Source organism: Clostridium sp., from assembly GCF_036781005.1.
Classification (GTDB): Bacteria; Bacillota; Clostridia; order Clostridiales; family Clostridiaceae; genus Clostridium_B.
Genome location: NZ_DAIQBT010000009.1, coordinates 37,044 through 56,387, shown reverse-complemented (window position 1 = coordinate 56,387; position 19,344 = coordinate 37,044). Strand labels below are relative to the sequence as shown.

19 protein-coding genes and 2 pseudogenes are annotated in these 19,344 nt (G+C 31.7%); 10 read left to right on the top strand and 11 right to left on the bottom strand.

Going from position 1 to position 19,344, the window contains the following annotated elements; all coding sequences use genetic code 11:
* Window positions 1-3 precede the first annotated feature (3 nt).
* From V7Q02_RS05485 to V7Q02_RS05445, 9 genes and pseudogenes are all read left to right on the top strand, one after another.
* A complete protein-coding gene (locus V7Q02_RS05485; protein WP_333859999.1) occupies window positions 4-450 on the top strand; it encodes a DUF134 domain-containing protein in 447 nt (148 codons plus the stop codon).
* Between the two features lie 24 nt (window positions 451-474).
* On the top strand, window positions 475-870 hold the full coding sequence (locus V7Q02_RS05480; RefSeq protein WP_333859998.1) for an iron-sulfur cluster assembly scaffold protein: 396 nt from the start codon (window positions 475-477) through the stop codon (window positions 868-870).
* 192 nt (window positions 871-1,062) lie between these two features.
* Window positions 1,063-1,236, top strand: a pseudogene (locus tag V7Q02_RS05475) (acyl-CoA dehydrogenase family protein); the annotation flags it as partial.
* 294 nt (window positions 1,237-1,530) lie between these two features.
* A complete protein-coding gene (locus V7Q02_RS05470) occupies window positions 1,531-1,899 on the top strand; it encodes a DUF134 domain-containing protein (protein WP_333859997.1) in 369 nt (122 codons plus the stop codon).
* Window positions 1,900-2,021: 122 nt separating this feature from the next.
* On the top strand, window positions 2,022-2,369 hold the full coding sequence (locus tag V7Q02_RS05465) for a FlxA-like family protein (RefSeq protein ID WP_333859996.1): 348 nt from the start codon (window positions 2,022-2,024) through the stop codon (window positions 2,367-2,369).
* 532 nt (window positions 2,370-2,901) lie between these two features.
* Window positions 2,902-3,762: a Rossmann-like and DUF2520 domain-containing protein gene (locus V7Q02_RS05460; RefSeq protein WP_333859995.1), complete on the top strand. Its 861-nt coding sequence runs from the start codon at window positions 2,902-2,904 to the stop codon at window positions 3,760-3,762.
* Window positions 3,755-4,597, top strand: a complete 843-nt coding sequence (gene panB, locus V7Q02_RS05455) for a 3-methyl-2-oxobutanoate hydroxymethyltransferase (RefSeq protein WP_333859994.1) — start codon at window positions 3,755-3,757, stop codon at window positions 4,595-4,597. Before V7Q02_RS05460 ends, panB begins: the two co-directional genes overlap by 8 nt.
* Window position 4,598: 1 nt before the next feature.
* Window positions 4,599-5,477: a pantoate--beta-alanine ligase gene (panC, locus tag V7Q02_RS05450; RefSeq protein ID WP_333859992.1), complete on the top strand. Its 879-nt coding sequence runs from the start codon at window positions 4,599-4,601 to the stop codon at window positions 5,475-5,477.
* 175 nt (window positions 5,478-5,652) lie between these two features.
* Window positions 5,653-6,492, top strand: coding sequence for an HAD family hydrolase (locus V7Q02_RS05445; protein WP_333859991.1), 840 nt, complete (start codon window positions 5,653-5,655; stop codon window positions 6,490-6,492).
* Window positions 6,493-6,503: 11 nt separating this feature from the next.
* Here V7Q02_RS05445 and V7Q02_RS05440 read toward each other — a convergent pair whose 3' ends face one another.
* The 11 genes and pseudogenes from V7Q02_RS05440 to V7Q02_RS05390 form a co-directional block, all read right to left on the bottom strand.
* Window positions 6,504-6,797: a hypothetical protein gene (locus tag V7Q02_RS05440; RefSeq protein ID WP_442882156.1), complete on the bottom strand. Its 294-nt coding sequence runs from the start codon at window positions 6,795-6,797 to the stop codon at window positions 6,504-6,506.
* A gap of 12 nt (window positions 6,798-6,809) precedes the next feature.
* Window positions 6,810-7,484, bottom strand: a complete 675-nt coding sequence (locus V7Q02_RS05435) for a hypothetical protein (RefSeq protein WP_333859990.1) — start codon at window positions 7,482-7,484, stop codon at window positions 6,810-6,812.
* Window position 7,485: 1 nt separating this feature from the next.
* Window positions 7,486-7,812: a PadR family transcriptional regulator gene (locus V7Q02_RS05430; RefSeq protein ID WP_333859989.1), complete on the bottom strand. Its 327-nt coding sequence runs from the start codon at window positions 7,810-7,812 to the stop codon at window positions 7,486-7,488.
* Between the two features lie 205 nt (window positions 7,813-8,017).
* Window positions 8,018-9,283, bottom strand: coding sequence for a SpoVR family protein (locus V7Q02_RS05425; RefSeq protein WP_333859988.1), 1,266 nt, complete (start codon window positions 9,281-9,283; stop codon window positions 8,018-8,020).
* Between the two features lie 5 nt (window positions 9,284-9,288).
* The gene (gene yhbH / locus V7Q02_RS05420) at window positions 9,289-10,500 is read right to left on the bottom strand and encodes a sporulation protein YhbH (protein WP_333859987.1); all 1,212 of its coding nucleotides are present in this window, start codon (window positions 10,498-10,500) and stop codon (window positions 9,289-9,291) included.
* Between the two features lie 4 nt (window positions 10,501-10,504).
* Window positions 10,505-12,427, bottom strand: a complete 1,923-nt coding sequence (locus tag V7Q02_RS05415; protein WP_333859986.1) for a PrkA family serine protein kinase — start codon at window positions 12,425-12,427, stop codon at window positions 10,505-10,507.
* Window positions 12,428-12,896: 469 nt separating this feature from the next.
* Window positions 12,897-13,379, bottom strand: a complete 483-nt coding sequence (locus V7Q02_RS05410) for a MarR family winged helix-turn-helix transcriptional regulator (RefSeq protein ID WP_333859985.1) — start codon at window positions 13,377-13,379, stop codon at window positions 12,897-12,899.
* Window positions 13,351-14,940: a DHA2 family efflux MFS transporter permease subunit gene (locus V7Q02_RS05405; RefSeq protein WP_333859984.1), complete on the bottom strand. Its 1,590-nt coding sequence runs from the start codon at window positions 14,938-14,940 to the stop codon at window positions 13,351-13,353. Before V7Q02_RS05405 ends, V7Q02_RS05410 begins: the two co-directional genes overlap by 29 nt.
* Window positions 14,941-14,954: 14 nt before the next feature.
* Window positions 14,955-15,608, bottom strand: a complete 654-nt coding sequence (locus V7Q02_RS05400; protein WP_333859983.1) for an HlyD family efflux transporter periplasmic adaptor subunit — start codon at window positions 15,606-15,608, stop codon at window positions 14,955-14,957.
* A gap of 16 nt (window positions 15,609-15,624) precedes the next feature.
* Window positions 15,625-16,605: an efflux RND transporter periplasmic adaptor subunit gene (locus V7Q02_RS05395; RefSeq protein ID WP_333859981.1), complete on the bottom strand. Its 981-nt coding sequence runs from the start codon at window positions 16,603-16,605 to the stop codon at window positions 15,625-15,627.
* A gap of 544 nt (window positions 16,606-17,149) precedes the next feature.
* Window positions 17,150-17,583: pseudogene (locus V7Q02_RS05390) on the bottom strand (hypothetical protein).
* A gap of 671 nt (window positions 17,584-18,254) precedes the next feature.
* Between V7Q02_RS05390 and carA the strand changes: the two are divergent.
* Window positions 18,255-19,304 carry a glutamine-hydrolyzing carbamoyl-phosphate synthase small subunit gene (gene carA, locus V7Q02_RS05385; protein ID WP_333859980.1) on the top strand — a complete coding sequence of 350 codons (1,050 nt, stop codon included), beginning with the start codon at window positions 18,255-18,257 and terminating at the stop codon, window positions 19,302-19,304.
* Window positions 19,305-19,344 lie beyond the last annotated feature (40 nt).

The following is a 19,344-nucleotide window of genomic DNA, read 5'->3' as shown; positions in this document are numbered from 1 at the left end:
AACATGGCAAGACCGATAAAGTTTAGGAAAGTAGAATTTTTTCCTAAAAGCACCTATTTTGTACCTTGGGGAAAGGCTAAATGCAAAATCAGTGAAATAGTTTTAAAAGTGGAAGAACTTGAGGCTATGAGGTTAAAAGATATTGAAGAATTAAATCAGGAAGAGTGTGCCGGAAAGATGCAAGTGTCCAGACAGACTTTTCAAAATATAATTGATAGTGCAAGAAAAAAGGTGGCTATAGCTTTGACACAAGGGAATGCTATAAGAATAAGTGGGGGAAATTATACAACTAATTTCTGCAAATTCAAATGTTTTGATTGTGGTGAACTATATGAAGTGAATTATGAACAGGACAGATTTTCTTGTCCTGTTTGTGGTTCACGAAGAGTTTTATGTAGTAAAAAATCAGATTTTTGCACAAAATGGTGTAAGAATAACAAATGTGAGTAGTATATTTTTAGGGAGATGAGGAGTATGTTTACAAGTGAATATACAGATACTGTTATTGATCACTTTATGTGTCCTAGAAATGTAGGTATCATAGATGGTTCAAATGGTGAAGGAAAAGCTGGGGATGCATCCTGTGGAGATTCATTAAATATATATATTAGAGTAGAAAATAATATAATAGAAGATATCAGCTTTTTAGTTTATGGATGTCCTGCGTCTATAGCTACAAGTAGTGTAACAACAGAACTGGCAAAGGAAAAAACCTTAGAGGAGGCATTGGCTATTAAGGAAGATGATATAATAGATGTCCTTGGAGGATTACCGGAACATAAAAAACATTGTTCTAATCTTGGTGTTAAGGCTTTAAGAAGTGCCATTGAAGATTATCTCCATAAATGTAAAAAATCAAGTGATTCTTAGGCTCAGGTGGAGTTTACTTATAAGGAATACGCAATCTGAATCTTAGAGAACTATCCAGGGTGCAGCAGTGCTTATCCCACATTTTAAAGAAGATGGGGATGTTAGCTAATTACAGCCTTCGGATAAAATATTTAAAAAGGTGAGAAGTAAAAGCTGGGCTATATAGTAATTTAAGGCATGTAACGATATAATTTATTTATAATAAATGCTGATTATGCAGATACCTATGTGATATTTGCAGTTACAACTCCTGGTTTGGGAACTAAAGGGATAAGTGCCTTTATTATTGAAAAAGATATGGATGGATTTACTTTTGGTACTCATTATAATAGAATAGGCATACGTTCTTCTGCTACTGAAGAAATTTAATGGAACATTTTATCTTGCCATTGGTATATTAGGACAAGTTCAACATTTAAAAGGCATTGAAAATGCCGGAATTATATCGGCTATAAACATAGAAGAAGATGCTCCTATATTTAAGAGTGCACATTATGGTATCGAGGAGATTTATATGAAATTGTACCGCTGCTTATTGAGGCTTTAAAATAGAATTTATAATTTTTTAAGAGGTGATTGTTCACCTCTTGCTTTAGTATGTAAAAAAATCAGGAATTGCATTATAATATTCTAGTATGATAAAACTAAAGAGGTGATAAAATGGCAAGACCTAGAAAATGGAGGAAAGTCTGTACATTGCCCCAAATTGATAAATTTGGACCTGTAGATATATCAAAAGATATAAATGAATACGTAACAATGACTGTAGAAGAATACGAAACCATAAGACTTATGGATTTGGAAGGATTAAATCAACAAGAAAGTGCAAGTGTAATGGGGGTGGCACGTTCTACTATACAAAGGATATATGATGATGCCCGAAAAAAGATAGCAAAAAGCCTTGTAGATGGAAAAATATTAAAAATAGAAGGAGGAAACTATAAACTGTGCAGTGATTTTAATAATAAGAAAATCTGTAGTGAGTGTATTTGTAATAAATATAGACAATGTAACGAATATGCTAGGTAAGATACTGAGAACATTATTTACTTTATTTTTTAGTAAGAACGTGAATTTTAAGGAAATATTAATATTAATATGGTAAATTTGCATAAAGTAATACAATAATGAAATTTTTAGGAGGTATTAATATGAGTATTTCATCAATTTCTTCCACGTCAATAAATACAACTGTAACTTCATACAACAGCAGCAGTGATACAAGTCAATTGGAAAAACAGGCAACTAGCATAAAACTACAAATACAAGAAGAAAGTGCAAGTGACGATGATGAACAAACAAAACAGGCTAAAATTCAGCAGTTACAGGCACAGCTGCAGCAAATTGAATCACAAATTCAGCAAATACAATCACAAAAAGCATCAAAAACTCAAAACTCTATGGATACTATAGGGTCAGAGAAAATAGAGAATAACAATACAGGAAAAACCAATAATGGCAAGAATAATTCCAATAACATAGTGGATGTATTTGCTTAAGGTATTTTATGAAAATATTGTTTCATGAATTTGGATTTTTAAATTAATTATAAATTTTTTAAATATTAAAGGCTCTGATATTACAGGGCCTTTAAATGATAATATTTAGTTTTAAATATTATGCATGTATATGTTTTAATATTAATATTAATTTTTATTTAAATTTTACAAAAAATAATATAGTCAATTGTATAAATTAGTGGAATGAAAATAATTGATTATCAATTTAATAAAACATATAATGAAATAGGGGGCTTTGTGGAAACAATTAAAAAGTAGAAAAACAGAGAGAGTTGTTAAAGAAGGTAATAGAAAAATATGATGATTGTAGTAAAAGAAAATAGGAAGAAAATATAAGTACTTGAACACAAATTTAATGTATGCTAAAATAACTTTGGGTAGTATCATTTTGAGCTGCACCATAAGTGTTGATAAATTATTTTCTGCTCATATCAATTTTTGAAAGAGACAGGCTGCGATTTGATTTTTAAATTTTGTTTGTATTTTTGTATTGTAAAGAGATGGTGATGCCATGAAATTCAATATTGGTTTTATTGGAGCTGGTAGGGTAGGAGTAACCTTAGGCAAGTATTTTTCACTTAATGGGTTAAACTTGAAGGGCTATTACAGCAAAAGTGGAAGATCAGCAAAGGAAGCTGCTGATTTTACATCCAGTAAGTATTATGAAGAATTAGAAACTTTAATAGAAGATTGTAATGTTATTTTTATAACAACCCCTGACGATATTATACAAAAAATATGGAATAAAATAAAAAAATACAAACTAAAAAATAAAATAATCTGCCATTCAAGTGGTTCATTGTCCTCTTCAATCTTTTCAGATATTGACACTTTAGGAGCATTCGGATATTCTATCCATCCCATGTGTGCTTTTTCAGATAGATTTAATACTTATAAAACATTATATAAAATTTATTTTTCCATTGAAGGGCATGATGCCTATATCACAACCTTAAAAGAGCTTTTTGAAGAAATGGGTAATAAAATTATTATATTACACAAGAGTAAAAAACCCTTATATCATCTTGCTAATGTGACAGTTTCTAATTTAGTACTTTCTCTTTTAAATATAGGATGTAAGTATCTAGAAGATTGTGGTATTAACGAAGATGATGCAATTACTGCTCTTATGCCTTTGATTGACAATAATTTAACTAACATAAAGAACAAGGGTTTTATAAATGCATTAACCGGCCCTGTAGAACGTGGAGATATAGAAACTATAAGACATCATCTCGAGGTCATACCGGATATGCATAAGAATTTATATAAAGTGTTATCTTTAAACCTAGTGAATTTATCAGAAAAAAAACATATGGGAACAAAATGGGATAAAATAAAAAATGAACTTGGAGGTAATGAACATGACTAAAAATAATGTTTCTACTTTTGTAAATGCAAAGCATAACAATGAAAAGATTACAATGCTTACTGCCTATGATTACTCTATGGCTAAGCTTATGGATGAGGCAGGTATAAATGGTATTTTAGTGGGAGATTCACTAGGTATGGTATGTCTTGGCTATAAAGATACCTTAAGTGTTACTATGGAAGATATGCTTCATCATATTAAGGCGGTTACAAGAGGGGCAAAAAATGCACTGGTTGTTGGAGATATGCCTTTTATGTCCTATCAAACTTCTGTATATGATGCAGTAAAGAATGCAGGTAGGATAATTCAAGAAGGACTAGCGGGAGCTGTGAAACTTGAAGGTGGTGTTTCGGTGTATGAACAGGTGAAAGCTATTGTAAAGGCTCAAATTCCTGTAATGGGACATATAGGTCTTACTCCTCAATCTGTTAATGTATTTGGAGGATTTAAAGTTCAGGGTAAAGATGAATCCAAGGCTAAAAGTATAATTGAAGATGCAAAAAGACTTGAAGAGGCAGGAGCTTTTTCAATTGTTTTAGAAGGAATACCTTATAAGCTGGCTAAAATTATTACAGAAACAGTATCTGTACCAACCATTGGAATAGGTGCAGGGAAGTATTGTGATGGACAAATACTGGTATATCAGGATATGCTTGGTTTGTTTTCTGATTTTAAACCTAAGTTTGTCAAATCCTATGGAAATGCAGGTGCAGTTATAAGAAACGCATTTAAGGACTATATTACAGAAGTTAAGGAAGGAGTTTTTCCTGATGAAGAATATAGTTTTAAAATAGATGATAGTATTATAGACAAATGCATTAAAGAAGGTGTATAAAATGGAAACGGTTGTATTAAAAAAACACTATAATATAAAAAGAGTACAGAGAATAACTGAAGCGAGAAATCAGATAAAAAAGTGGAAAAGAGAGGGTTTTACTATCGGTCTTGTACCTACTATGGGGTTTTTACATGAAGGACATGAAAGTCTTATAAAAAGAGCATCAGAAGAAAATGACAAAGTAGTAGTTAGTGTATTTGTAAATCCTACACAATTTGGTAAAAATGAAGACTTAGGTTCTTATCCAAGAGATATAAAAAGAGATGAAATTTTATGTAAACAAGCCGGAGCAAATTTAATATTTAACCCTGAACCTTCGGAGATGTATTATAAAGATGCAAGCACTGTTGTAAATGTAGGTGGTTTAACAGAAGGCTTATGTGGTGCTAAAAGACCTGTTCATTTTGGAGGGGTGTGTCTTGTAGTTTCAAAATTATTCAATATTGTAACTCCCGATAGAGCTTATTTTGGGGAAAAAGATGCACAACAGCTTGCGGTTATAAAGAAAATGGTGAAAGATTTAAATTTTGATATAGAGATAGTGGGATGTCCTATAGTAAGGGAATTTGATGGTCTTGCTAAAAGTTCCAGGAATACTTATCTTTCTTTAGAAGAAAGAAAAGCAGCATGTGTATTGAATAAAAGTCTTATTTTAGCAAGAAAAGCTTTAAATTCAGGAGAAAGAAAGGCAGCCAGAATAAAAGATATTATTAGTGAAAAGTTGGGTTCAGAAATTTTAGCAAAGATAGATTATATTGAAGTTGTGGATAGTTTGACTTTGAAGCCCGTAGAGAATATAGAGTCGTCTATTCTAGTTGCAATTGCAGTATATATAGGGGAAACCAGGCTCATAGATAATTTTACTTTTAAAGCGTAGATTAGAGGTTTATTTGTTTTTGGATATTAGGATGATTGTATTTTATATCTTAATATCCTTTTTTTTACATTATAAAATATTTAATATATGTAGAATAATTACTTATACTAGAATATAATAAAAAATATAAATTAATCAAATATATATGATTTAATTAAAATGGAGGAAAATAGATTTGACTTTATATATTTCAGATTTAGATGGAACATTATTAAATTCAGAACAAGTTATAAGTGAGTATTCTATTAAAGTTATAAATAAATTAATTGGACTTGGAGTGAAGTTTACCGTTGCTACTGCAAGGTCCTATGAGGCCTCAAAAAATATATTAAAGCCTCTCAATTTGAATTTGCCTATTATTTTAAATAATGGCTCTTTTATATATGATCCATTTTCGGATAAAAATATTAGAGAAAATTATTTAGATAAAGGCATAGTTGAGTTAATTTTAAGACATTACAGTTTAAAAAAAATTTTTCCTTTCGTGTCTGGAATAGATTTTAAAGGTAATAAAAAAGTATTTTATAAAGGGATTTTTAATGAAGGGCAAAAAATATATATAAATTCACGAAAAAGGCAAAAAGACAAGAGACTTACTATGGTAGAAGACTTTTCAAAGCTTGAAGAATACAATATTATAAATATATTTGCCATAGAAAAAGGAAGTAAATTAGATTATTCTTATAGGTTCTTTAAAAATTCTATAGATGCCACCTGTCATTATACAGAGGAGATTTATTCAAAAGGTTTTTTCTGGCTGGAAGTTACAAATTCCAGTGCCAATAAAAGAGATGCGGCAGAGTTTTTGAAAAATTATTTAAAAATTAATGAACTTATTTGTTTTGGAGATAACTTGAATGATAAGCCTCTTTTTGAATTAGCAGATAAGAAATATGCAGTTGAAAACGCCTATAAGCCACTTAAGGATATTGCTACAGGAATTATTCCTTCTAACGATAAGGATGGAGTGGCCAGGTTTCTTTATCGCGAATATGAAAATTTTAAAAGGTGTTGATACTATCTGACTTAATTTTGCCGCAAAGCATTCTGCATTTGCATGACGATTTCTGGTTGAATATCTAAAGTATGGTGTGCCGGAAGTATATACTTTATCGAAAGCATAGCAACTTTTTCTAAAGAAATGAGATAGATTCTGGATTCAGTGGAAGGGTAGTTTGCAAATAACGTGCCTTTCTTTGTAAACCAAATATCCGGTAAAAAGATACCCTCTTCTGTCCGGGTCAAAGAAGCTATGCAATTGCTGATATTTAATTTGAATACTGTTTTACTAAGGAGGGTTTTATGGCTATTCTCTTTCATAGAATAAGATAATTAAATATTTGCCAGTATTCTGTGGGCCACATAAAGGGCCAGTACAACAGTGCAGGCAATGAAAATGTTCACGGTAAAGAGGGTCGCTCGTCCAAACCACGCAATAAGCAAAAAGACCGCTATCAATCCGCCACTAATTAAAAATACTTTCAAGCGATCGCCTTTTTTCGCTTTTCCAATTTCAAATGAATTTTTCATAATAACCTCTACAATAACAAAAGCCGTTGCAATAATAATACCGGTGCAAATAACGCTCCCAAGGGAAAAAGAAATATAGAAACTCAGCGGTTTTCGGGTAACAAGATTGAAGATCAGGGCAATAGTTTCATTAGAAAATACAATGTTGATAACACCAAGAAGGGACAGACACCAGCAGATAATATCAAAAAAGTCGATTACTTTCTGTTTTACAGTTTCTGGAGGCAAGCTAGCAATCACATCATCACAAAATGCCTGATAATCCTCCCCAATGACGGAGTGGATATTTTCTCCCCTTTGTTGTGCGGAAAGCACCATTTCTATTAAATCCTGACGTACAAGCTCCTGATTGTATTTTGAGATATTGGCTCCGCGCAGATAGCATATCATATCGGTGAAGGCTTCTTTGTTTTCGGAGCTTATACGTTTATCTAAAGCATTGTTGATTTCATTCAATTTCTTGGCTTTTTTGTTCATATCACTTTCCTCCTCTTTGAAATAATTTATTTACTGCGTTTTCAAGCTCAAGCCAGCTGGAATAAAATCGGTTTATTTCTTCTTTTCCGGTTTGTGCAAGGGAAAAGTATTTCCGCTTTGGTCCCACGGGTGATTCTCGATACTGTGCGTTAATAAGTCCGTTTTTTTCCAGCCGCAGCAAAAGCGGATAAATTGTTCCTTCTGAAATATCTGAAAATCCATATTCCTGTAGATTTTTAGATATCTCATATCCATATGTTTCCTTATGGCTGATTACTTTTAAAATGCAGCCTTCCAGTATTCCTTTCAACATTTGTGACGGAATCATCTTTTCACCACCTATTATGTATTGCAATATAGAGTAACTATAGTGTAATGCATGATAGTAAAAATGTCAACACCTTTTAAATTTAACTTTTGGGGTTTGTTGTATACATACAAATCGGAATAAATAGAATTTTAACTAAATAGAAAAATTAGGAATGTACCTTGATTTGTTTTATACAAACCCAGGTACATTTCCTTCTTTTTAATTATCTTAAAGTTGTATATGAGATTTTTTTGTTTTCATTACAGGAAACCTGTACATTTTCATCTTTTATCTTTGTATTTAATTTAATTGGATAACCCCAAAGTTCATAAATATATTTCAAAGTAGCCTCCATATAATTAGAATTTAATTCCCTTCCTTCATAAATATGATTCAATATAAGAGAGGTATCTTTTTTTGATATACTATCAACTACAATATTGGGAATTAAATTCATACCGCAGAGATCACAAAGAGTATTTCTAATTTTCAGCCAGCCCTCTCCATCTGGAATTTCTCTTACTACATAATCATCTCCTCTTTTGCCATATTCAAATAAGTTTAATTCATAACATAATTCCTCTGTAAGGTATCTTCTTATAAAAGATTCATCACGCTCCAGCATCCGCACTTCAAATATCTTATCTATTCCGTATTTTTTTTCTAGGTTTTCAAACATTTTAAAGCCCACATAATAAGGATTTATAGTTCCCATAGTGGGGGCTATGACGTCATTATGTCTTTTTATAAATTCTACATAGAGGGAAGCTGTAAGATTAAGCTGATTTAAAATTTTATAGTGCCAGTAACTTGCCCAACCTTCATTCATAATTTTTGTTTCAATTTGAGGTATAAAATACAAAGTTTCATTTCTGACCACATTTAAAACATTTTTTTGCCATTCTTCCAAAGTACTGTGGCTTATTATAAATGCTATAATATCCTCTTTGCATTCTTCTTCTGTTTTTTTAATTCCAGGGGCTCTTACTGTCTGAAATCTTATGGAGTGGGCAGCATTTAGGATTTTTTCCACCTCATCATAACCAATACTAGGGTCATTTACATATTCTCTTATCATATCTGCATGATTTTTAAACATTTCTATAGTATAAGAAGCATTAGTGGCTTCTTTAAATAATCTGTTATTTTTAAAAAAGTCATTATGTCCATATACATGGGCCATGGTGAGAATTTGAAGAAGTAGTGTATTATCCTTCATCAAATAGGCAAGGCAAGGATTTGAGTTTATTACCATTTCATAAGGGAGACCTGTAAGATTATACTTATACAGTGATTCTGATCTGTCATAGGCCTTTCCAAAGCTCCAGTGGGGGTATCTAGAAGGCATGCCTACATAGGCTTCATAGGCTATCATGTCCTTATAATTTATAATCTCAAATTCTTGGGGGTAAAAGTCAAGACCTGATTCTTCTGCATTAGACTCTATAATATAATCCCAGGTTTCTAAGTCTTTATTTGTATATTCCATAGAAATCACCTCTCTTCCAATTCTTTATTTAGTATTTTTTTAAGGGATTTCCAAAGATCCTGTTTTTCGTGAATGGTAACCACGGTAAAGTTATTATCAATGATTTTATTTTGAAAAATGTGTTTTATGCTGCTTCCATAGGGACTTGGAATAATTTCAGCATAGCTAAAAAGATTGCATACTTTGCATAGAGCCCTAGCATACTTTAATGCCAGGCTGTTATCCTCACTCCAATTATCTCCGTCACTAACATAGAAAGTATAAACATTCCAGTAGGCAGGATTGTAATTTTCTTCAATCACTTCTAGAGCTTTTTTTAATCCGCTGGATATATAAGTTCCACCAGATTCTACCTTGTGGAAGAATTCATTCTCTGTAACTACTTTAGCAGAAGTGGAATGAGATATAAATTTTACTTCTACGTTGTTGTACTTCATTTTTATAAATCTGTATAATACAAAGAAAAAAGATCTGGCTAGAAATTTTCTGGTACTATCCATGGAACCTGATGTATCCATTACACAAATAATTGCAGCATTTAGTTCCAATTTTGGTTTCTTTTTTACCCTGAAATATCTTAAATCATCTTCTTTAAATGGAAATCGGGATTTTATAGTTGTATCTTTTAGAAGTTGGTCTTTAAGTTCAGGTTCTGATTCTTCATGAATTTCACGTAAAGCCCTTTTAGTACTCTGCTGTCTTTTTAGCTTTTCTACTACAGTTCTTTTTTTAGCAAGTCTTGGGTTTATTCCTCTTCTCTGATAACCGGATTTTTTAGGAGAATTTTTAGAGAGAACCTGTGAAAATTTCTTTTTGTCCATTCGAGGAAGTTCAAGATCTTCCATCAGGTAATCTATAACATCTTCTATGGTAACTTCTATTTCATACATATCCTCTCCTTCTTGATTACCTGCACCTTGATTACCCTTTCCATCTCTGTCTTTTATGGCTTTTCCAATTCTATCTCCTTTTTTTTGTGAACCATCTCCGCTGCCTACTCCAGAACTATTGCCCCCATATATAAATTGATATTCTTTTATACCTTTTATAGGAATTTTGACTTTTTTATTCTTACTTTGACCTATGATGCTTTCTTCAGATATTATATCCGCCAAGTTATCTTTTATTGATTTTTCTACCAGTTGTCTGTGACGTCTTCTATCTTCTAAAGATCTGTCATGGTGATCGTGAGCATCGAATTCTCTGAAAATAGCCATAAGATCAATCCTTCCACAAATTGTTGGCAGCATACTTTAAAATAACGTCACAGCAGTGATCACAATAACCAGTTGCTTTTAATTCTTCCACCATGGAATTATATTTTACATCCTGTTCTTTATCTCTTACTCTGGATTTAGTTATAATTCTGGATAATTCTTTTACTGAGGCTGTAAGTTTCTTCTCAATAGCCTCTTTAAGTGGTTCATAGGAAGTATATTCGATTTTACCTCCATTTCTTATAATATAGAACATATAGGAGGTAACATCTGTTCTAAAGCCTTTAGAAGAACTTTCAGAAACTCCTATATGCTGTTCTATGGATCTCATGAAGGTTTCATCAGGCTCAAGTTCTTCTCCAGTGGAGCGATCTTTTATTTTATTCTTATTTACATAAGCTTCTGCATGATCCAAATAATTGTCAAAGAGACTTTCTGCCTGTTCTTTAAAGCTGTGTATAAAGGCTCTAGTCACTTCTTTTTCAAGCAATTTATTATATTCTTTTCTTATGGTATCTTTTAAAAAGGTGAGATATTTCTTTTTGTCATCCTCTGCTATATCTAAATCCTTAACCGCCTTTATAAGGCTTTCCATAACGCTTAGAGGATTTATACAATTATATTCTGAACTTGAAAGAGCATGATCCAGGGCTTTTATAATAAATCTTGTGGATATGCCTGTCATACCTTCTCTCATACCTGCTTCTTCCTTTAATTCTGAAAAATCAATTTTTTTAGTACTGCCTTTTTCTACTATATCTTCTCCGTTGTAAATTTTTAATTTTGTCATAGGATCCACTTTATTTGAAGGTGAAAGTCTGGACAAAATAGCAAACATAGCTGCAATTTCCATGGTATGTGGTGCTATATGGGCATTAAATTGGCTTCTACCAAGTATCTTTTTATATATTTTTACTTCCTCGTTTAATTCCATACAGTATGGAACTTCTATTTTTACTATTCTGTCAAGAATTGCTTCATTGGTATGATCGGATTTAAACTTATTCCATTCTGATTCATTGGAATGTGCCAAAATAATTCCGTCAAAATAAATCATTGATCCTTTTCCAGGAGATGGAACAGATTTTTCCTGGGTAGCAGTAATTATGGTATGGAGATATTCCACATCATTTTTAAATACTTCTATAAATTCAACTAATCCTCGATTTCCCACGTTAAACGCACCATTTAAAGAAAATATTCTAGGGTCATCTTCAGGATAGATATCCATTTTTGATATGTCAATGGAGCCTGTGAGTACGGAGGTGTCTTGATTGTTTGGATCAACAGGTGGTACTACACCAATTCCTTTTCTTGAACGAATAGAAAAGTCAGTAGTTACTACCGGAAATTTTTCATATTGTCCATTATATTCATGTTTAAGTCTGTATTTACATATAGGGCATAAATCACCTTCGATTTCTACATTTAACATTTTTTCAAAGTCGGGCTTTAAATGATTAGGTATTAAATGAAGAGGTTCTTCCCTCATAGGACAACCTTTAAGTGCATATATTGGCTCTGATGTTTCCAGTGCTTTCTTCACTGATTCCACTAAGGAAGATTTTCCAGCACCTACAGGCCCTACCAGATAAAGTACTTGTCTTGATTCTTCTCCTTTCATTGCAGCAGAATGGAAATAATTAACTAGTTTCATTATTACTTGATCAATGCCAAAAAAATCATTTTTAAAAAAGTTATACTTTCTTATAGGTTCGTTTCCATGTAATTTTTTAACTTTGGGATTTTCTTCTGGGTTCAATACCTCATATTTTTTATCTATTATAATATCATACATTCTCTTATGGGCTAATTTCACTATTTGAGGATTATCTTTTACGATTTGTAGATATTCTAAAAAAGTGCCTTCAAATTCATGTTTTTTTCTCAATTCTCTATCTTTTTCAATTATATCTTTAAAGTTCATATTCTCCTCTCCTTTTTACTTTATCTATTACATACTACGCATGATAAATATTTATTATGTATAATAATGATAACTATGAAATTTAAATTAAATTAATTAAGTAAATATGTCCAAGGTATATTCCAATCAGTTGTTATATTAAAAAGGAGTATATATTATTAGATTTTCAAAGATTTGGTTTGAATTAGAATTAAAATAGTCGTTTTTATATAATTGCAATTAGATAAGTGAATACTTTTATAATTTAAGTATTTAATTTATAAAATGATGGGTTTGTTGCAATTATTATATTGCTTTCTTGCATTATTGTCAATGTATTTATTATAGGTAAATTATTACTAGGTATAATGGGGATTATTAAATTATATGAAGATTAAATTTTTTTGGCACTTATAATCAAATATTTAAAGATAAAAATATAACTGGAAATTGTATTTTCCAGTTATACGAAAGAATTAGATGATAGAAATTATTTGCAATTTTTTTCATTTAATAATAAAATAAAATTTTCAAGTGCATGAATAATCTTTTCTACACTGTCTGGATCCATACTTTTTAGAGTATTAGACAGACAGTATGCAATAAAATGTTCTTTCATTCTGATTATATCGTTATTATTTTTGAAGTCTTCAGAAAGAGAGAGTTTTACAGTTCTTCTGTTATTTTTAGGTATTTCTCTTACTACTACACCCTGGCTGACTAATCGGTTTACTATACCTGAAACTGTGCTCTTGGTGAGCATTAAGTGGTCACTTAATGCGTTAAGGGTTATGTCAGGTGTTTTATATAAATGGAATATGACAGTAAGCTGGGGAGTCGTGAATCCATATTGTTGTGCTATTTTTTTGAATTTGCACCTAAAGGTTTTATGGATAGTTTTAAAAATATTAATTATTTTATCAGATTGACTGGTTATCAGTTCATCATTCCAGCATGATGCTTCCTTCTTCATTGCGATTCTGTTCACCTTCCTCATTTTTTATTTTAGGTATTTTTTTATTCCTCATCATTAAAGTTAAAATTATGGCTAAAATTACCACAACGGAAACTACAGCGAGGGAATAAGCCATGGCGTCTATGGTAGCCTGACCTTGAAGCATTTTTGAAAGTGTAGATATTGCAGAAGATTTAGCTGTCTTTAAAGACTGTCCCTCATGCATATAGGCTTGTGTCAATGTGTTTATAGTTTTATTAGAGGCTGCATTGTAAACATTTATTTGTTCGGATAGTTTCAAATAGTTATAATTGGTTTTACTCTGTATTATAGCTGACATTATAGTTACGCTGAGAGAGCCTGATATTTGTCTTATGGTATTAGAAATTGCGGATGCCCTACCGATTAAATTTTTGGGAACTGCGTTCATTCCAGCGGTACTGACAGGCATCATGGCAAGTCCGATTCCAACTGCTCTGAGACATAATACAAGGGTAATCATTCCTCTGCTAGAGTTCATATTTATTAAAGTTGAAATATGATAAGAACTTAATCCTAATATTATTATACCAGGTATTACGACGGGTCGTGCGCCAAATCTGTCAAATAAATTACCACTTATAGGCATTAAAAGTCCTGTAACCAGAGCAGCTGGCAGCATAATTAATCCCGTTTCCATTGCGGTATACCCTCTTATATTTTGTAGAAATAGAGGTAATACATACACTCCCCCCATTAATGCCAGTGTTAAAATGGAAACAATAATTTGACTTATACTGAAATCAAATAATTTAAAAACACGTAAATCAAGCAGTGGATCTGGATGGGTAAGTTCATTTATTACAAACAAAATAAGACTTAAACATCCTAAAGTTAAAAATATAGGATATTTTACATCTGACCAGTTGATGGAAGTCCATTCACCTAAAACATACAGCAGACTTACCACACCTGTTGTAGAAGATAGGAACCCTATTATATCAAAGGATTTCAACTGTTTTTTCTTTGAATCTTTTAATAAAATAGCGGCCAGTAATGTACCTAATATGCCTATAGGTACATTTACATTGAAAATAAGTCTCCAATCCATTTTTTCAATGATATATCCTCCAAGAGTTGGTCCTATGGAAGGAGCTGCCATAGCTGCTATTCCCCAGATTCCAAGAGCCAGACCTATTTTTTCTCTTGGAAATATTTCATATATCATGGACATTCCAACAGGCATTATCATGCCTCCACCTAGGGCCTGAATAATACGGAAGCATATCATTGAAGTGTTGTTCCAGGCAAGTCCACACAGCATGGAACCTAATGTGAACATTGTAAGTGCAAACATATATATTTTTTTAGAGCCAAAAACATCTTGAAGATATCCAGTAAGAGGTATAATTGCTCCAAGTGCCAGAGTATATGCTGTAAGTATCCATTTTGAATCATCCATGGATACCCCAAAAACAGCCATCATTTTGGGAAGGGCTATGTTAACTATACTGCTGTCTAGTATAGACATAAATGTACCAATTACAACTACAATTAGTGCCAGCCAGCTGTATAGGGAATCATGATTATGTTCTTCCATTATATGTCACCTCATTACTTTACATGGATTTTGACAACAGCATTGGTACCCGGAAGTATTTTATTATTAAATTTATTAATGGAAATTTTCACAGGTATTCTTTGAACCACTTTTGTAAATGTACCACTAGTTGAAGAAGGTAGTATGGATAGTGCAGATTGGGAGGCTTCTCCTACAGACTTCACTTTTCCTGTAAATTTTTTTGAGCCATATTGATCTATAGTAATGGTAACAGGTTGACCAATTCTTACTTTACCTAATTTTGTTTCCTCAATATTGGCGGTTATGTAAAGTTTATCTGGATCTATTAAGGTAGCCAGCGTCTGACCAGAGGACCAGATTTCACCGATAGTTCCCTGCTTTTTGATAACTATGCCGTCAATAGGGGATCTTATTAAAGATTCATCTACACTTGAATCAGGAAGATTCAGCATTTCCTGGCGTGCCAGTATTTGATTTTTTATAACTGTATCTCCTTCTTCGATATCAAGTTCCAATAATTTTCCACTGATCTGTGGAGTTACATTAACTAAATCTGCACTCACTGATGCATCATCAGTGGAAACATAATAGGTATTTTCATACCAATAATAACACCCGATACTTCCAAGTGCAGCTATAATTACTAACAATAATCCAATAATTAATATCTTGCGCTTTTCTTTCATAGTTTACCCTCTTTCCTTATTTATCTAGGCCAATTTCTGCAAACATTCCAGGTTTTAGATTTGTATCTTTATCTGTTAAAGTAACTTTAACCAAAATATCTCTACTTTGGGAATTCAATGTGGAATTTATAACGGCAATTTTACCGTGAAATTCTTTATCCGGTATTTCAGATACTTTAACAATTACAGATTGTCCTTCGGAAATTTTGTTTGTTATGTCTGCTGGAGCATAGGCATTAACATATAAATTGCTGGTATTGATTAAGGAAACAAGTACCTTATCCGTGGATGCTACATCTCCTACATTGATATTTCTTGCATTTACTATTCCTGAGATGGGGGCTGTAATAATGGCATTATTAAGTGATGTTTGAGCAGTTTTTAAAGCTGCTTGAGCTTGGGTTATCTGAGCTTGATAAACATCTATAGAAGATTTTGTAGGGCCGTTGTTTAACATATTAAGTTGTTCTTGGGCAGTTTTATATTGTGCCTCTGCGGCAGATAATTGTTGATTGGCCGTATCTAATTGTTGTTGGGTAGCCGCTTCTTCATTTAACAGTGCTTGTATACGATCGTAATTTTTCTTTGTTGTCTCGTAGGATTGAGAGGCACTGTCCAGGCTAGCTTGAGCTTGGGCTAATTGTTCCGGGCGAGTACTGTTTTGTGCATTTGTCAAATTAGCCTTTGCAGTGTTCAGTGCAGCTTGTGCTTGATCAACCTGACCTTGAAGATCTGTTGTATCTAATTTTATAATAATATCACCTTCTTTTACTGTTGAACCCAAGTCTACCAATATTTCAGAGACTTTTGCTGAAACTTTTGAGGTTATATCCGCTTCTTCATTTGTTGCAATTTTACCACCCATTAGAAATTGGGTATTGGTATTTTCTTTGATGGATTTGGTAGTTTTACTGGTAATGGTACTTGTACTAGTAGCAGAGCTACAGCCGCTTAAGAGTATTGCTGTTACTAGACAGGATAAAATAAGTCCTTTCATTTTTATCTCTCCTCCACATAATGTTTGTATAAATACTGTTCGTATATTAACAATATTTATTATATGATCATTTAGTTTCATATTCAACATAATTATTCTAGAAATTTAATATGTAGTGATGGGGAGGTTCAGGAGGGTTTTGGCGAAATAAAATAATCTATTTTAAAGAAATAGATTAGAGTGTAAACTATTTTTAATTTTAGATATGGAAACTCTAGCAAGTTATAAGTGAGCTTTATTTAACAGAAACTGCTTGTCTTTTTTTGCAGTTTCTGTTGAGTATACTTATGTTAGCTTTTTATTTGCCGATAATTTCGGATGAAAAAGTATTTTTAGTGAATTTAGTGGATTTTGCTTTCTTAATACCAAATATGTAGTAACAAGTTATTAAAATAGCAAACCAAATAGGTGCAACTATAAGAGCAATAAGTGTATCCTTATTAAAAAACATCATTATAACTACGAAGGCTAAAAATGCCAGAATAATCCAATTTAAGTAAGGGTAACTAAATACAGGAAAATGAAATTTTTTACTTCTTCAGGGCTAAGTCTTTTTCTGAATTTGATTTGAGCTTACTAAAACTATTACCCATACCCAAATTGCTCCGAAGGTAGCAACACTTGTAACATAAGTAAATACCTTACTAGGAACAAAATAATTTAGGACAACTCCTATTAAAAGGAAAAATGCTAAAATTACAATTTCTGTTATTGGAACATGAGATTTATTAAGTTCACTGAATATTTTTGGGGCAGAACCCTGCAGGGAAAGATTATAGAGCATACACCTTGTGCTAAATATACCACTGTTGCAGGAAGATATGCCGTGGTTAACACTACGAAGTTTATGATGCCTGCTGCTGCCGAAATACCTAACTTATTAAAAGTAAGTACAAAGGGGCTTCTTATTGTACCAAAGCTGTTCCATGGATAGAGACACATTATTACAAAAAGTGCACCTACATAAAATACAAGTATCTTCCAGAAAACTTTGTTGATTGTAGAAGGTATGGTTTTTTCAGGTTATGAGTAATTATACACATACATATTATTAATAAAATACTGGTATTTTTCTTGGTTTTTAAGATATGTTTTTACAACTTATGTAAAAATTATCATGTTTATTGTGTAAATATTTATCCTAATATTAGATTCATAATTAATATATTTATATCATTATATTTAATTTATTAATATTTTTAAGTCTTAATAATATATATATAAATATTTTTTAGTTGTCAATCCTTTATTATAAACTTAGTTAAGTTAATAATATAATAAAAGTTTACTTGCATATATTTCTTCAGATGTAAAGGTTCTATTATTAATAATAATAAAAGATAATGGTAAAAGACCTTATATTAAAAAATTCGTAAGTACTTGACATGGAAATGTATTTTAATTAGAATAAGACATAAGAATCAAGTGAAAAATACACTTTAAATTGGTCCTGTGAGGCCAGAAAGGGGTATATATCTATATGTATGGGTATAGTTGTTTATTAAAAAAAATGAAATATTTTATATTAAAAACTGGATATAGGTAATAGAAAAATTATTTTAAATGAGAGTTTTTCTATTACCTTTTTTGTATATTAAAGATTAATTAAGTGTGTTTTTACAGGTAAAAATACAGGAGGTATAGTATATATGAAAGCAAAACTTATATTAGAAAATGGACATGTATTTCATGGGGAAGCTTTTGGTTATTTAAATGATAGTGTAGGAGAAGTAGTTTTTAACACGGGGATGACAGGATATCAAGAAATACTCACAGATCCGTCTTATTATGGACAAATTGTTACTATGACATATCCCCTTATAGGAAATTATGGAGTGAATTTAGAAGATGTGGAATCTGATAGTCCCAAGGCAAAGGGATTTATAGTTAAGGAAAAATGCAGTTATTCCAGTAATTTCAGGGCAGAGTTAGAACTTGAAGATTACTTAAAAATAAACAAAATAATAGGACTTTCAGGAATTGATACTAGAGCATTGACGAAAATGCTTAGGGTATATGGTACTATGAAAGGAATCATAACCATAGAAAATGTAAACTTTTCTACAGTAAAGGATGTTTTGGAAAGTTTTAGCAATAAGAATGCGGTAAAAGAGGTAACTGTAAAGGAGAGTTACAGTTTAGGACAGGGTAGAAAACATGTGGCTATACTAGATTTTGGTATAAAGAAAAGTATAATACAAGAATTTTTAAATAGGGATTATAAAATAACAGTATTTCCCTCAACTTATAATGCAGAAGATATTCTTAAACAAAATCCTGATTTGATATTTTTATCTAATGGACCGGGAGATCCCTGTGATTTAAAATTAGAAATAGAAAATGTAAAAAAGCTTATAGGTAAAAAACCTATAACAGGTATATGTCTTGGCCATCAGCTTTTAGCCCTGGCACTTGGTGGAAGTACTGCAAAGCTTAAATTTGGACACAGGGGCTGTAATCATCCTGTAAGAAATCTTGAAAGCGGTAGGGTACATATAACTTCCCAAAATCATGGCTATTATGTAGATAAATTACCTGATGATATGGAACTTACCCATATAAGCTTAAATGATGGAACTATTGAGGGAATGAGACACAAAAATATGCCTATATTTTCTATACAATTCCATCCAGAAGCATGTCCAGGTCCTTCGGATAATAATTATATATTTGATGAATTTGATAAATACATACTTTAAAAATTGTGAACTGTGAATTGTGAATCGTGAATTGTGAATT